The 13,861-nt window shown below is 46.6% G+C and carries 15 protein-coding genes; 13 read left to right on the forward strand and 2 right to left on the reverse strand.

The features are described 5' to 3' along the window. Nucleotides 1-78: 78 nt before the first annotated feature. On the forward strand, nucleotides 79-1,365 hold the full coding sequence (locus ACFFJH_RS11430; protein WP_390212707.1) for a citrate synthase family protein: 1,287 nt from the start codon (nucleotides 79-81) through the stop codon (nucleotides 1,363-1,365). A 7-nt stretch (nucleotides 1,366-1,372) separates the two neighbouring features. Here ACFFJH_RS11430 and ACFFJH_RS11435 read toward each other — a convergent pair whose 3' ends face one another. Then, on the reverse strand, nucleotides 1,373-2,275 hold the full coding sequence (locus tag ACFFJH_RS11435) for a LysR family transcriptional regulator (RefSeq protein ID WP_390212709.1): 903 nt from the start codon (nucleotides 2,273-2,275) through the stop codon (nucleotides 1,373-1,375). A 191-nt stretch (nucleotides 2,276-2,466) separates the two neighbouring features. Here ACFFJH_RS11435 and ACFFJH_RS11440 point away from each other — a divergent pair, with 191 nt between their 5' ends. From ACFFJH_RS11440 to ACFFJH_RS11455, 4 genes are all read left to right on the forward strand, one after another. Continuing rightward, nucleotides 2,467-2,721, forward strand: coding sequence for a hypothetical protein (locus ACFFJH_RS11440; protein ID WP_390212711.1), 255 nt, complete (start codon nucleotides 2,467-2,469; stop codon nucleotides 2,719-2,721). Between the two features lie 59 nt (nucleotides 2,722-2,780). Next, the gene (locus ACFFJH_RS11445; protein WP_390212713.1) at nucleotides 2,781-3,263 is read left to right on the forward strand and encodes a GNAT family N-acetyltransferase; all 483 of its coding nucleotides are present in this window, start codon (nucleotides 2,781-2,783) and stop codon (nucleotides 3,261-3,263) included. Nucleotides 3,264-3,420: 157 nt separating this feature from the next. After that, a complete protein-coding gene (locus ACFFJH_RS11450) occupies nucleotides 3,421-3,648 on the forward strand; it encodes a hypothetical protein (protein WP_390212715.1) in 228 nt (75 codons plus the stop codon). Then, the gene (locus ACFFJH_RS11455) at nucleotides 3,632-3,892 is read left to right on the forward strand and encodes a hypothetical protein (protein ID WP_390212717.1); all 261 of its coding nucleotides are present in this window, start codon (nucleotides 3,632-3,634) and stop codon (nucleotides 3,890-3,892) included. The genes ACFFJH_RS11450 and ACFFJH_RS11455 overlap by 17 nt, the downstream gene beginning before the upstream one ends. Before the next feature lie 79 nt (nucleotides 3,893-3,971). Here the strand turns inward: ACFFJH_RS11455 and ACFFJH_RS11460 are convergent, their stop codons facing one another. Then, nucleotides 3,972-4,136 carry a hypothetical protein gene (locus ACFFJH_RS11460; RefSeq protein WP_390212719.1) on the reverse strand — a complete coding sequence of 55 codons (165 nt, stop codon included), beginning with the start codon at nucleotides 4,134-4,136 and terminating at the stop codon, nucleotides 3,972-3,974. A gap of 426 nt (nucleotides 4,137-4,562) precedes the next feature. Between ACFFJH_RS11460 and ACFFJH_RS11465 the strand changes: the two genes are divergently transcribed. From ACFFJH_RS11465 to ACFFJH_RS11500, 8 genes are all read left to right on the forward strand, one after another. Next, the gene (locus tag ACFFJH_RS11465) at nucleotides 4,563-5,030 is read left to right on the forward strand and encodes an ExbD/TolR family protein (protein WP_390212721.1); all 468 of its coding nucleotides are present in this window, start codon (nucleotides 4,563-4,565) and stop codon (nucleotides 5,028-5,030) included. 253 nt (nucleotides 5,031-5,283) lie between these two features. Then, nucleotides 5,284-5,907: a glutathione S-transferase gene (locus ACFFJH_RS11470; protein ID WP_390212722.1), complete on the forward strand. Its 624-nt coding sequence runs from the start codon at nucleotides 5,284-5,286 to the stop codon at nucleotides 5,905-5,907. Between the two features lie 89 nt (nucleotides 5,908-5,996). Beyond that, entirely contained in the window at nucleotides 5,997-6,767 is a 771-nt protein-coding gene (locus ACFFJH_RS11475; RefSeq protein WP_390212724.1) for a tRNA-uridine aminocarboxypropyltransferase, read from the forward strand. A gap of 186 nt (nucleotides 6,768-6,953) precedes the next feature. Beyond that, on the forward strand, nucleotides 6,954-7,199 hold the full coding sequence (locus tag ACFFJH_RS11480) for a DUF3297 family protein (protein WP_390212726.1): 246 nt from the start codon (nucleotides 6,954-6,956) through the stop codon (nucleotides 7,197-7,199). 61 nt (nucleotides 7,200-7,260) lie between these two features. Beyond that, nucleotides 7,261-8,469: a hypothetical protein gene (locus tag ACFFJH_RS11485; RefSeq protein WP_390212728.1), complete on the forward strand. Its 1,209-nt coding sequence runs from the start codon at nucleotides 7,261-7,263 to the stop codon at nucleotides 8,467-8,469. Between the two features lie 224 nt (nucleotides 8,470-8,693). Further along, entirely contained in the window at nucleotides 8,694-11,591 is a 2,898-nt protein-coding gene (locus ACFFJH_RS11490; protein WP_390212730.1) for a M16 family metallopeptidase, read from the forward strand. Nucleotides 11,592-11,845: 254 nt separating this feature from the next. Further along, nucleotides 11,846-12,301, forward strand: a complete 456-nt coding sequence (locus ACFFJH_RS11495; RefSeq protein WP_390212732.1) for a hypothetical protein — start codon at nucleotides 11,846-11,848, stop codon at nucleotides 12,299-12,301. Between the two features lie 21 nt (nucleotides 12,302-12,322). Then, on the forward strand, nucleotides 12,323-13,756 hold the full coding sequence (locus ACFFJH_RS11500) for an aspartate kinase (protein ID WP_390212735.1): 1,434 nt from the start codon (nucleotides 12,323-12,325) through the stop codon (nucleotides 13,754-13,756). Nucleotides 13,757-13,861: the final 105 nt, after the last annotated feature.

The following is a 13,861-nucleotide window of genomic DNA, read 5'->3' on the forward strand; positions in this document are numbered from 1 at the left end:
ATGCAAGTAGTCTAATAATCGCAGATAAATATCGTCAATCTTGATTCCGGCAATCAAGTTAAATATTGGTTTAATCCTATGAACAAACAAATCAGCGCCACCGAAGCAGCTCAGATTTTAGGCGTGAGTGTGGCGAGTTTGTATTCCTACGTAAGTCGAGGTTTATTAAGCTCAGTTCAACACGCTAACACGCGCAGCAAACGATACGATCTTGATGCCGTCTTACATCTAGCAGCACGTCGCTCTGATGCGAAGCAAGGTGGTCATCAAGTACAATCGGCAGTCAGTTGGGGCCTACCTTTACTGGAGACTAGCATCTCGCAGATCGCCAACGGCTCGCTGTACTATCGCGGCTATGACGTTAAGAAATTAGCGCAGACATCCTCACTGGAACAAATCGCTTGTTTGCTGTGGGATGATCAAGGTCGCAATTATTTTACGGAAGATTTATCCCAAGTGCCGTTGATAAAACTGCCGCCTATCGGCAAATTGAGCGGAATCGACTCGCCAGTGTTACAACTGATGTCAGTGTTGCCAATGTTGTCTGCAAAGGCCGATGCTGAGATCAATACTTGCGGAACCAAGTCTGGTATTGATTTCGACTATGCGGCTAGGTTAATGCGTCAGATGGCGGCTTTGCTACTCAATGTGCCCTTCTCAACTCAAGCTATACACTTGCAAATCGCGACTAGCTGGGACTGTGATTTTGCACAAACCGATTTGATTCGTAGCACGCTGGTGCTATTGGCTGATCATGAACTGAACGCATCAAGTTTCGCAGTACGATGTGTGGCATCGACGGGCGCAAATTTGCATCTTGCGCTATGTGCGGGAATTGCAGCAGTGACTGGTCATCGCCATGGCGGCGGCAGTGCTTTAGTAGAGGCGTTTCTGAATGAGGCACAAAGCGCTGAGGATTTCGATTCATACATACAAGAATTTTTTTCTACGCATGAGCCAACTATTGCGGGTTTTGGTCATCCCCTATATCCCAATGGAGATCCGCGCGCAGATTATCTTCTAGAGCGCTTAGAGCAGCTCGCCACTGATGCCAATAACGCCAATAACTGCACTGAAGCTGGGACTAATTTCATACCTAATTCCACAACCAATACGCGCTTACGCGCAGGACTAGGCTATTGTCGTCAAACAGCGCAACAACTACAGCTGTTGCCGAATATGGATTGTGTACTGGGCTTGATGAAATGGGCTTTTCTATGGCCTGACTATGCCACAAGTATTCTATTTATCATCGCTCGCAGCGCGGCGTGGATAGCGCATGCACAAGAACAGCAAACTTCGGGCAATTTAATTCGTCCACGGGCGCGCTATATAGGTAAATACCGTGATAACCGCGAGGGCTAAGACTAGCTTAAGTGGAGCTAGGCTCTCGATAAAAATCAAACTCCGCAATCACCTGTAAAAATATTTGCAAAGCGGGATTCGCATCCCCCACACGCCACAGCGCCAATAGGTCGGAAGTGGGTGGGATTTTGATGAAATGGACTTCATGCTTTAAGTGATGCGCATAAGAAATCGGCATGATAGAGATACCTAGACCTTTCGCCACCAGCCCCAATAAAGCCACACCAAAATCAGACTCAACGTGAATAATGGGATCAAAACCGGCACCTTGAAAAATCGCACGTAACTGCGAAGCATGTTCACTTTTGCCGTTCAGCGCAGGGAGTACAAACTCCTCGTTTTTGAGTTTATATAAATCCGATAATTTAAGCTCCGACTTCCCTGCAAAACGATGGTGCGCAGGCACCACCAAGGCAAAATTTTCTGTCATCAAATGGCTAGATGCGAGATCTTTGGCCTTAGCCGATTCGCGATTAAATGCGATATCTATACGATGTGCCAGTAAAAAAGGATCAACATCACTGGCATCGACCTCTATCATCTGCGCCACGATATGAGGATACTTTTGGTGCAAGGCCAACAGCAAATCCGGTAACACAGAAAAAGTAATCGAGGCCGGAAAGCCTATGCGTATCGCTCCGATTTCTCCCGAAGCAATCAGACTGGCGCGGCGCGTCACACTTTGATAATCGGCCAATAGCTTGGCGTATTGGTCGCGCAGAAACTCTCCCGCTGGCGTGAGTTTGACATTGCGTTTATCACGTTCAAATAAATCAAAACCTAGCTCTTGCTCCATGCTCTTAATGTGTCGGCTCAGCGCAGATTGTGTGATAAAAACCTTTTCCGAGGTTTTCCAAAAATGCAGCTCATCGGCTAAGGTTAAAAAGTATTCTATTTGCTGGAGATTCATCGCTATTTCTTCTATTTTTGTTCTATTTTTCGTCTATTGAAAAGATTGCATTAATTTAAATTTCACATTAATTGAATCGAATTTAGCATTTTTTCGCATTAAACAGAAGGGTAAATTACGTCTTCAGCGGATATCACTGCAAACACCAGCAACTACAATTCGCTTTAGAAAATTGGCATACAGGACACGATATGAAAATACCCCACATACCTCAAGATAAATACTTAAATTACATAGGCTGGGGTGGCGGAATTGTGTGCCTGATCGCTTATGGATTGAACATTCAAGAATTGTTAGCCAGCACCTCGCTTGGTTTTCTAAGCATGAATGTTTTTGGTTGCTGCTGTCTGATTTACTATACCTACAAAAAAGCAGCATTCGCGAATACCTTCTTAAACAGTGTTTATTTATTCATGACTTTGCTGGCGCTGAGTAAGCAAATCTAAATAGGCAAAATACATTTCTTTAGATAAGAAAATTGGCACAAGATTTTTTGGAGAACTGAATGATTCGCTTACAACACACCGATTCCAGCAATACGGATTTTCAACATCTGGTGGTCGAGCTAGACCGTTATTTGGCAATGACAGACGGAGAAGAGCATGCGTTTTATGCGCAATACAATAAATCCGATGGATTGAAATATGTGATCGTTGCCTATGACGGAGATACGGCAATTGCTTGTGGAGCCATCAAACACTATGCTGATGGCATAATGGAAGTCAAACGTATGTTCGTCGCACCCGCAGCTCGCGGCCAAGGTATCGCTTCTATCGTCTTAAACGCATTAGAAAAATGGGCTTTGACGCTAGGATATCAAAAGTGTTTGCTAGAAACAGGGGTGAAACAATTGCAAGCGATACGTCTGTATCAAAAGAGTGACTATATACTTGTACCGAATTACGGTCAGTATCAAGGAATGGCGAACAGCGTTTGCTTTGAAAAGACAGTACACTTTTCAGACAGGACCAACAGCTCAGATACATAAATCCATAAAATCCATTTTGCAAGAAGGAGATCCGCATGGACATGAAACGCATTAACGCAGGCAAACTACGCGCGATAGGCTACGACATGCGCGAGCGCGTTCTGCGAGTGGAGTAAGGGCGTGTTGACATAATATTTGGGCATGCGAATGAGTCGAAATGGGCACAGGGCTAGGCGTCAAGGCGCGCCGCAGTGCGAGCACTGTAAGCGACTTGCAACAACGCCATGTGCCCATTTCGGCCATTCCCGAAGGGTTCCTGGTAAAACCCACGATGGACAGCGTTGCATCTCTTGCTGGGGCGGCCAGCCGCAGCGGCGAGATGCGCCTTGCCATCCTGCGTTTTACCAGGAACGCATTGCCCAAATATTATGTCAACACGCCCTAATGACGGCACCGCAATCGACTATACAGGCGTTGGACAAGAAGTCTGGCGCCGCTTATCGACCGCTTCTTCAAGCACCGCTTGGAGTTTTTATCGTGACAATATCGAAGAAGAGTTTCACGGTAAGCGTGGCGTAGCACGCAACACATCGGCATCGGCTTCTATGTCTGGCCGCGCAGCCTTAGATCAATTATTCATGACGGGTGCGAACGCCGATAGCGCAACCAAGCCTAATGAAACTAATTAGGACATGTTGATGTACGCCGCTTAATGAGCATAGTTCTTACCATGTTGATTTGAGTCCGTTTAGTCTAGCACGCTATATTTCATAAAAAAGAAGCACTAGTAATCAAGCCAAGATTAAGCGCTTGACTAGGAATGCCAGAGACTAAAGCGACGTTAACGATAGTGGTACTCATGAACGAAAAAAAGATACTGAAACTAAACGCCATCAGCACGAGATAATTGTGGATCTTTTTTTTCGTAGTCATACCAATGGCTCGAATTAGTTATTATCCGTAGGCCAATAATTCTGCGCTTAGCGCACTTGAACTCCATACTGGCATCCGCGCATGCAAGCCGATCCTGCCCATCGTTGGCTGCGTGAAATGCTATTGGATACTTGCGCGAGGTGATCAGCGTATTTTTACATTGAATCAAATTCGTCCTTGAATTCTGTGCGCGCATCGTCCATATTGATAGCGAGGAGTTTGAATTCGCTTCTCAAGATAATTATCTATTTTCGCCGCTAACATTTACTCGCTTCTTCGCTGCCGTTTTTACGTTCGTCCTCGCAATCTGATCCAATTGTTGTAAGACTGTCGCACATATTTTTGTTCTTGTTTTCATCCAGTCCAGCATCACCTTGTCGCTCCTCAATACTAGTTTCTTCTTGAATCCCTAGAAAGGATATGGTCATGGAACTTAGCAAACACAAACCCAGTTCGACTCACACCGCAAGCCCAGCCACTCCCGCTTTGCCCGTACAATCAGAACCTATGCTGGATATGAATATGACACCAATGATTGACGTCATGCTAGTGTTAATCATCATGTTTATCATGACCTTACCCATTCCAGAAAATGCAGTAACCCTCAACACGCCCAGCGCCTGTGTAGGCGAATGTGCGAAACCTGAAGTAGTAAGGGTGGACGTTGATTTTGATGGCACTTTGAGCTGGAATGGTGAAGTGTTAGATCGTTCACAATTGGATAGCAGATTTGATGCTTTAAGCAAAATGGCCAAACAACCCGAGGTTCAATTGCTGGCACATAAACTGGCCGCTTATAAATATGTCGCAGGCGTATTGGCATCAGCACAAAATCGGGGAGTCAAATCCTTAGGCATCATTGGTAGTGAACAATTTATGCCTAAACATACTTAAATACCTCTAAACAGCACTAAGTTGATGCCGTGCGGTTCACTAGCTTGATAAAGCTAATTGCTTACTAACGGCGGCATCTGCTCACCTAGCTCAGAACTCAACTCTAAGCTCAGTTCAAAAAAATAGTACAGGCATGAAGAGAAAAACGAGGCGTGATATGATAACCGCCACTTTTTGGTTTTTCCCTAGTTTATCCTTAGTTTGTCCCTCATTTTCGCGCAATAAACCGCGCTAACTCCCACAGGAAAACATCATGCCTCAACTTAAATTAACTTATTTTGACATGCACGGCGGTCGTGCTGAACCAATTCGTTTGGCTTTAGCCATAGGCAATATCAGCTTTGACGACCATCGTTTTAGCTATCCAGAATTTGCTGAAGTACGTAAGAACACGCCGTTTAACCAAGTGCCTGTGTTAGAAGTCGATGGTGTACAAATTACCCAATGTGACTCTATGCTGCGTTATGCGGGCAAGTTGGCAGGTCTGTATCCAACCGACGCATATCAAGCGCTTTTATGTGATGAAGTCATGTTCGTCATCGAAGAAGCGGGTATCAAAATGGGCCCCACTTATCGCATGACAGGCGAAGAACAAAAAGCCGCTCGCTTGGCTTTGGCCAACAGCTCTATTCCTGTTTATTTGACTTGGTTGGAAAAGAAATTAGCCGCCAACGGTGGTCAGTATTTTGCTGATAATCGTTTGACTGTCGCCGATTTAAAGGTATTCATTGATATCCGTACTTTGAATTCCGGTCGCCTCGATCACTTACCGACTGATTTGGTAGAAAAGCTCGCACCTAGCCTGAACGCACATATGAAATGTGTGGCAGAACATCCAGCGGTAGTCGCCTACTACGCAAAGTTCGCTGCAAAATAATCATTCCTCATATTTGCTGACTATCCAACAAGGCGGCATACCAGCCCATCCAAGGCCATGCCGCCATCTCGTCTCGTTTTAGGTTTTACATGACTCCCGCCTTCCCTCCCCACGCTGTCGCGCGCCTGCGCACTGCTCGACTTACGCGCAGTACTCGTCCCTTTCTCGCTCGTGGTGGTCCACATGGCGAACGCTGCGCTGGATGCCGTCTGATTCTCAGTCATTGCTTTTGCGAATTCCGTACCATCGTTCCAAGCAACGCTGGGATTTGCTTGTTAATGGCCGAGCATGAAACACTCAAACCCAGCAATACTGGCTGGCTGATCGCCGACGTCATACCCGAAACGACAGCATTTGGCTGGGCGCGTACGACCGTAGAACCTGCGCTACTAGCATTGCTAGCCGATCCGCAATGGCAGCCGTATGTGGTATTTCCCGGTGAGTTTGTGGCACCAGAACGCGTCGTTGAGAAACTAATAGATGAGCTTAGTACCGAAGCTGGTAGTCAAAATGGAGAAAACGCAATGGGCAAACGCCCGCTCTTCATTCTATTAGATGCCACTTGGCCAGAAGCCCGCAAGATTTTTAGCAAAAGCCCCTACCTCAATCAATTTCCTGTCTTGAGCCTAGCGCCAGAACAGATGTCGCGCTATCGCTTACGGCGCTCACGTCGTGACGATCATTTATGCACCTCAGAGGTAGCCGCACTCTGCCTCGCCTTAGCGGGTGATACGCTGGCAGCTCAAACACTAGAAGCTTACTTGGATGTATTCACCGATCACTATTTACGCGCTAAACAACAGATCAAAGTCGATGTTGAAGATGAATTACATCAGCGCTTACGGCAGCTAAGTTTATAAGCATCAGGTTTGCCCAAATAGCCTACGCCCCAGTGCACATCGGCGAACAATTGGACAGAAAAACCGGATAAACTAACGGCTTGAAGCTAAGTTGAGCGAACTTGAGCTCACTAGCCCTGACTTGAGCGGATAAAAACTATCCTTAAAGCTTAAGCAAACGCAAACTCTATTTTTCAGGAAATCATCATGACCGATACTACCAAACCCGCATTCCCAGACCGTCTCTCAGTTGACCCACGTAGCAAATATTATGTCGCTGAAATTTTTGACCACGAAGTCGGTATTTTGCTCAATGGTAAAGAACGTTTGAGCGTGGAAGAATACTGCATTAGTGAAGGTTGGATCACGGTACCCGCTGGCAAAACTCTAGACCGTAAAGGTATGCCTATGATGATCAAAGTCAAAGGTAAAGTGGAACCATTTTATCGCTAACATTTTTGTAAGCTTATAGCTTATTCAGAGCGTCTTTCTTAATATCATTCTGAGCGCCCCCATGTCCAACTACGACAAAGTCCAGTTTATTTCGTGGGAGTTATACACTGGCCCTTGTTTCGATCCGACTTATCCTGCGCATGGCTCCTATGCTGGGTTGTCGAATACAACCGTCGATTATCGTACCGATGCGCTTGGTCAATGTTGGGATATTGATGCACGCCTCGCTTTTCTCGCGGAGGCGATCAATCAAGCCTACCAACTGACTGATCACTCAAGTGACACCTTAAAGATTTTCTTGGCACCTGAATTCTTATGCCGAGGTGCTGGCGGTGCTTATTTACATGATCTTTTAAATGGTTGGGTTGGTGCGGCACCCGCCAGTTTTGGCTTACCTGCACCGTATCAAAAGGCATGGGGCGGACTATTTGGCGGCATGCAAGCACTGGCTGCCGATGATCGTTTTGTGGATTTTCTATTTGTCTTTGGCACCACGATCAGCGCCTCGTTTCCAACCGCAAAGAGTATCAACGGTGAATATTTACTCGACCCAACACAACCGGGTGAAGTCTATAACACCGCACTCATACAACGTGGTGGTAGCGCCCACACCGCGCATAATTACGCTTCCCGTAAGCATTACATTTCAGGGATAGATTTCTTAAAATGGAGTGGCAATGTCGGTCAACATACGGCTCATTCCGTCTTACCCGCCGAGCCTGAATCGATCATTCCTGCAGACGTTTTAGGCGTAACGGAAGGTAGCGCAATATTTACTATCGATGGCATACATGATGCCAAGGACGTCCCCATTCCATTTGGCATAGAAATTTGTCTGGATCACGCCACCAGCGGCGGCTGTCGTGCCAATAGTTTTGGCCGACTGCGCACCGCGAATCAGTCCGTCAAAATTCAACTCGTACCTTCAGGCGGTATGAGTTTGCAGGCTGATTCCATACGCCTGCTACCCGCGCATGGCGTAACGCCACATGCTTACGCATTTAATTGTGATGGCTATACCACCTTAGATTACAAAGTTTATGGCAGCCATACACAAATCTGGAATGGCGCAAACGGCGCTCCCGTTCCAGCCTCAAATCGCCTCATCGAAATAGGCGGAGGAACACCCTGTGAAGCGACGCAATTAGCTGCTTTGCCCTCACAAGTGAACTGCCATAGTGGAGTGGTGCACGCCTCTCAGCTTTGGAACAACGGCAATGGTGTACAAGGCGCAGGACATGTGCGCGTGATGCAGCCTATGCCATTGTGAATCATTCGGACTGACGGTCTGTCCTTCATAAGCTACTTTGACAGCGGACTCACCCAACCAACATTCCCATCAACATCTGTGCTTGCCATTTAGGCTTGCTTAGAGAATACTTCTCACTCTGATTAAATACGGTACACATCCGTTCTGGTTTCTATCGTCAAATCCCAAACAAAATCCGTTGCAATTGTTCACCACAAAAATCGAAAATGATAAAAGGAAGACTCATGAAAGCTGATACAAAAATTGTCTCATCCCTATTGGTACTAGCGAGCTGCTGCCTATTACCGGTAAGTGCTTCATTAGCGCAAGACAGCGCCAACAAAACCGCACCTACAAAAAACGCAACGGCCACATCACAAACAACAAAAAATAAGACCAAAGCCGCACTAAAAATCGACTATCAAAAATTCACTTTAGCGAATGGTCTAGAAGTGATTTTCCATGTGGACAAATCTGATCCTGTGGTGGCAGTTAACTTGACCGCACACGTCGGCTCTGCCCGTGAAAAAGCAGGTCGTACTGGTTTCGCCCATCTGTTTGAACATCTTTTATTCTTAGAATCCGAAAATCTCGGCAAAGGTGGTTTAGATAAAATGACCGCACGCATTGGTGGCTCCGGTGCGAATGGCTCTACTTCACAAGACCGTACTAATTATCTGCAAACCGTGCCCAAAGACGCTTTGGAAAAAATGATCTGGGCTGAGGCCGATAAATTGGGTTGGTTCATCAATACCGTGACCGATCAAGTGCTGGCAAAAGAAAAACAAGTCGTCAAAAATGAGAAACGCCAAAGCGTCGATAACAATCCCTACGGACATACGTCCTATGTAATCGACAAAGCCCTGTATCCGACCGACCATCCTTACAATTGGCAAGTGATAGGCTCGCTCGAAGATTTGCAAAATGCGACCGTCGATGACGTCAAAGAATTTTTCCGCCGCTGGTATGTACCGAACAATGTAACTCTGGTTATTGCCGGCGATTTTGATACCGCCCAAGCGAAGCAATGGGTAGAAAAATACTTTGGCGAAATCAAACGAGGTGAAGAAGTCAAACCACTTGCTAAACGCGCTGGGTTTGTCAAAGAAACGGTAAAGCTATACCACGAAGATAATTTCGCCCGCGTACCCGCACTGACTATGGTGTGGCCTGCGGTAGAACAACTGCATGCCGATTCCTATGCACTCGATGTCTTAAGTGAATACCTATCGCGCGGTAAAAAAGCACCGTTCTACAAAGTCTTAGTCGAAGATAAGAAACTCACGTCCAACGTCAGCATAGGCAATCGCACTTCCGAAGTGGCAGGCCAATTCATGCTCAGCGTACGTGCCTTCGATGGCAAATCTTTAGATGAAGTAGCGAGCGCGGTGAATGAGGCATTCGCACTGTTTGAAAAAAACGGCATTTCAGAAAAAGATTTGAATCGTATCAAAGCTGGACAAGAAACACGGTTCTACAACTCACTATCTAGCGTACTCGGAAAATCGTCCCAACTCGCCGAATATAACTACCTCACGGGTAATCCTGGCTATGTAGAACAAGACATCAAAAATATCTTAGCGGTCACACCTGCTGACGTGATGCGTGTTTATGAAAAATACGTAAAGGGTAAAAATTATGTAGCGACTAGTTTTGTCCCTAAAGGCAAAATGAATCTGGCTTTGAGCGGTTCAACAAAAGCCGAAGTGGTAGAAGAAAAAATTGTACAAGGCGCGGAAGCTGCGGTTGATCCTAACATCAATGCGACCTATACCAAAACGCCCTCTAAGATCAAACGCGATCAAGAGCCCGCCTATGGTGCACCAGCCGAAGTAAAAATTCCTAAAGTATGGAACAACAAGTTAAGCAACGGCATGCAGGTTTTTGGCATACAAAATGATGAAGTGCCGCTCATGCAGTTTGAGATCGTGATCGATGGTGGTTTGCTATTAGAAGACATTAACAAAGTCGGTGTTGCGAACTTGATGGCACGCATGATGACGCAAGGCACAGCTAAGAAAACACCACAAGAATTGGAAGAAGCGATTCAACAATTAGGCGCGTCTATCAATGTCTCAGCGCGCACTGAAGATGTACGCATCTCCGTCAACACCTTGGCTCGCAATTACCAAGCGACGATCGACTTGGTGGAAGAAATTCTATTAGAACCACGTTGGGACGAGAAAGAATTTGGCTTACTCAAACAAAGTGTCATCAGCCAGATTCGTCAACAGGAAGCTAATCCCAATGCAATTGCGAGTAACGCCTACAGCAAATTGCTGTACGGTGAAAACAATATCCGCTCACGCAATATTTTAGGTAGCGCGGATAGTATTAATGCCATTACGCTGGACGATTTGAAGGCCTACTACGCGAAAAATTTATCGCCATCAGTGGCTAGGATGCATGTCGTTGGTGCTTTAGAAAAAACCAGCGTTAGCGCCTCGCTCAAAGATTTGAGCAATAAATGGAAAGCTAAAAAGGTGGACTTGCCAGCGCCAACGATCATCAATTCAACAGCGAACACTGCTAAAGTCTATTTCGTCGATGTGCCAGATGCCAAACAATCGGTGCTGCAAATCGGCTACCCAGCCCTAGCCGCCACCGATAAAGACTACTATGCGGCCAGCGTAATGAATTACATCTTGGGCGGTGGTGGCTTCGCATCACGTTTGACGCAACAACTGCGCGAAGGTAAAGGCTATACCTATGGCATACGCTCAGGATTTTCAGGTAGTAAGAGCACGGGCGATTTCAGTATCAGCAGCGGCGTTCGTACCAACGTCACATTAGAATCGGCGCAATTGGTCAAACAAATCTTGCAAGATTACGCCATGACATATTCCGATGCCGACTTGGAAACCACCAAGAGCTTCCTGATCAAGAGCAATGCACGCGCTTTCGAAACTGCCAATGCAAAACTCGGTATGTTAGAAAACATCAGTAAATACGGCTGGACACCCAACTATGTCAAAGAGAGAGAACAGATCGTGAAGGCGATGACGGTCGAGCAAATCAAGTCTTTATCACAAAAATATCTCGATCCGAATAAGATGTTCTGGCTGGTGGTTGGCGATGCCAAAACGCAGTTACCACGTATGAAGGAGTTGGGTTTTGGTGATCCGATCCAGTTGAATAAGTGAGTTAAATAAATGAGTTAAATAAATAATGGCCTGCTCCTAGGAATTATCAATACGTTCAAAGTAAGTAAGCCGTTTTAAGTACGTCCATCAGACCACTGTTTGATGGACGTTTTGTTTTTTTCGACGCAATAATGTACAAAAATGTCCTTTGGAAGTCGCCTCATCCCGCTCAACTGAAGCAGTGCCTATTCTTAGGCAAGGCATTCAGATTACAATATTAGGCATAACCCGCCACTTCCATAGAAAGAATCAGCATGCCCACTCTCGCAATAGCCATAGAAACAGCGGCACGTGCCCATGCGGCTCGTATCGGAGAAGACGGTGATCCAGAAATCTTGCACTGTATGCGCGTAATGTTGCGTTTGCTGGCAGAAGATGAACGTCAGGTTGCAATGCTGCATGATGTCATCGAGGATGGCGGTATGCATGCGCAACAATTATTGGAGATCGGTTTTACACGCGACGTCGTACAGGCAGTCGAGATCTTGACAGGACGCCCAGACGAAACGTACGACGAGTATATTCAGCGCGTCATACAAATGCCTTTAGCGGCACGAGTAAAACAAGCCGACGTAGAAGAGCATGCACGCGTGGTCGGAAATCTGCCAGCAAGTCCAGAACAAACTAAGCGCATGAACAACTATGCTAGTGCGCGCCAAGTTTTAGCTGACTTTTTAGCGCAATCAACAACGGTCGCTACAGCACAATAAGAGATATCTATCGGGAAATTTATGAAAAAAATTGTCGTCAAATTTGGTGGCTCTAACCTGCGCCAACCACAAGATATTGATCGTGTCATCAATGTCGTACAAACCTATAATCGTCCGCTGGTTTTAGTCGTCTCGGCGTTTTATGGTATTACCAATGCACTCATCGCTTGTGTGCAAAGTGCAAAAGAAGGTGCCGGCACCAAAGCTGCGTTGGCTGACAGCCGCGACTATACGCAAACCCTACGCGCTTTAAAAAAAGAAATTTTGGAAGCAAATATTGCTGACCCAAAACATAGAGCCGAAACCGAAAAAGCGCTGGGCCTACGACTCGATCAATTGGAACGCTACCTCACCGGTATTCATTGCATAGGCGATGTGCCGACCTTCGTGAACGATGCGATCTTGAGTTATGGCGAACGACTGTCCAGTTTATTGCTAACAGAAGTGCTGCTGAGCCGCGGCATCAAAGCGCGCGAAGCTTTGCCGGAAGATATAGGTTTAATTACCGATGGCGTGTTTGGAAATTCAGCCTGTGATTTCACCGCCAGCACCGCATCCGTGGCACAAGCTTTAAATGGCGATGAGATCATTGTGGTACCAGGGTTTTATGGCGTTGATCGCGACGGCAAAACGACACTGTTTGGGCGCGGTGGTTCGGATTATTCCGCCGCTTCTATCGCTCGTTGCATAGGTGCAGAATCGCTCGACGTATGGAAGGATGTGGACGGCTTTTTAAGCGCCGATCCCGGCTCGGTCGGCGCACCACGTTCGATTGCTCAATTAAATTATCTCGAAGCCGCCGAGTTATCCTACTTCGGTGCCAAGATCTTACATCCACGCACGGTAGAGCCTTTGTTTGATCAAGATATTCCAATTCGCATTTTGAATATCACCAAGCCAGAACGTGGCTTGCAGCCTTACACCGTTATCAACGCAGAACGCACCGTGACGCGCGATGTGGTAAAGAGTGTCAGCGCCACCGATGATGTAGCGATCCTCAAACTACATGGCCCGGGCGTAGGCTTTAAACCTGGTATCTTGGCGCAAGTCACGAACACCTTAGATCAACACGACATCAATATCAAAAGCGTACTCACAGCACAAACGGCGATTAATATTTTGCTGGCACGCGATCATTTGGAGGCAGCCTATGCCGCTGTGGCCGAGCACCATGTGGGTGGTGTGGTCGAGGTATCTAAAGACGATCAAGTCGCGATTGTGGCGGTGGTGGGCGATGGTGTTTTACATGCTTCCGGTGTCGGCAATGGCAGCGATAACAGTAACGGCAAAGGCAGTGCCATCGCCAGCCGCGCTTTATCCGCAGCCTTAGCAGGCGGCGCACGCGTCAATTTGGCTGCCGCAGGTGCCAGTGAAGTCGCAGCGTATATGTTGGTGCATCAAGAGGATAAAAAACTTGCTTTGCAATTGGTGCATGCGGAGTTCTTTGGCGCGTAGTTGGTTTCTGGCTTGCGATCTTTGTTTGCGCTAGCACAAAGATTCGCAAGACAATCGCCCCAAGCTTTCAGCCTAGCTTTAAGATTTCTGCTTCAATTAGATTCT

Source organism: Affinundibacterium danionis (genome assembly GCF_042432465.1).
GTDB classification, from domain to species: Bacteria; Pseudomonadota; Gammaproteobacteria; order Burkholderiales; family Burkholderiaceae_D; genus Undibacterium; species Undibacterium danionis.

Bases quoted from the DNA above. Each gene is read 5' to 3' on its own strand.
- ACFFJH_RS11465 (WP_390212721.1), top strand. From the start codon at position 4,563: ATGGAACTTAGCAAACACAAACCCAGTTCGACTCACACCGCAAGCCCA.
- ACFFJH_RS11490 (WP_390212730.1), top strand. From the start codon at position 8,694: ATGAAAGCTGATACAAAAATTGTCTCATCCCTATTGGTACTAGCGAGC.
- ACFFJH_RS11500 (WP_390212735.1), top strand. From the start codon at position 12,323: ATGAAAAAAATTGTCGTCAAATTTGGTGGCTCTAACCTGCGCCAACCA.
- ACFFJH_RS11455 (WP_390212717.1), top strand. From the start codon at position 3,632: ATGTCAACACGCCCTAATGACGGCACCGCAATCGACTATACAGGCGTT.
- ACFFJH_RS11475 (WP_390212724.1), top strand. From the start codon at position 5,997: ATGACTCCCGCCTTCCCTCCCCACGCTGTCGCGCGCCTGCGCACTGCT.
- ACFFJH_RS11470 (WP_390212722.1), top strand. From the start codon at position 5,284: ATGCCTCAACTTAAATTAACTTATTTTGACATGCACGGCGGTCGTGCT.
- ACFFJH_RS11435 (WP_390212709.1), bottom strand. From the start codon at position 2,275: ATGAATCTCCAGCAAATAGAATACTTTTTAACCTTAGCCGATGAGCTG.
- ACFFJH_RS11460 (WP_390212719.1), bottom strand. From the start codon at position 4,136: ATGACTACGAAAAAAAAGATCCACAATTATCTCGTGCTGATGGCGTTT.
- ACFFJH_RS11430 (WP_390212707.1), top strand. From the start codon at position 79: ATGAACAAACAAATCAGCGCCACCGAAGCAGCTCAGATTTTAGGCGTG.
- ACFFJH_RS11440 (WP_390212711.1), top strand. From the start codon at position 2,467: ATGAAAATACCCCACATACCTCAAGATAAATACTTAAATTACATAGGC.
- ACFFJH_RS11485 (WP_390212728.1), top strand. From the start codon at position 7,261: ATGTCCAACTACGACAAAGTCCAGTTTATTTCGTGGGAGTTATACACT.
- ACFFJH_RS11495 (WP_390212732.1), top strand. From the start codon at position 11,846: ATGCCCACTCTCGCAATAGCCATAGAAACAGCGGCACGTGCCCATGCG.
- ACFFJH_RS11445 (WP_390212713.1), top strand. From the start codon at position 2,781: ATGATTCGCTTACAACACACCGATTCCAGCAATACGGATTTTCAACAT.
- ACFFJH_RS11480 (WP_390212726.1), top strand. From the start codon at position 6,954: ATGACCGATACTACCAAACCCGCATTCCCAGACCGTCTCTCAGTTGAC.
- ACFFJH_RS11450 (WP_390212715.1), top strand. From the start codon at position 3,421: ATGGGCACAGGGCTAGGCGTCAAGGCGCGCCGCAGTGCGAGCACTGTA.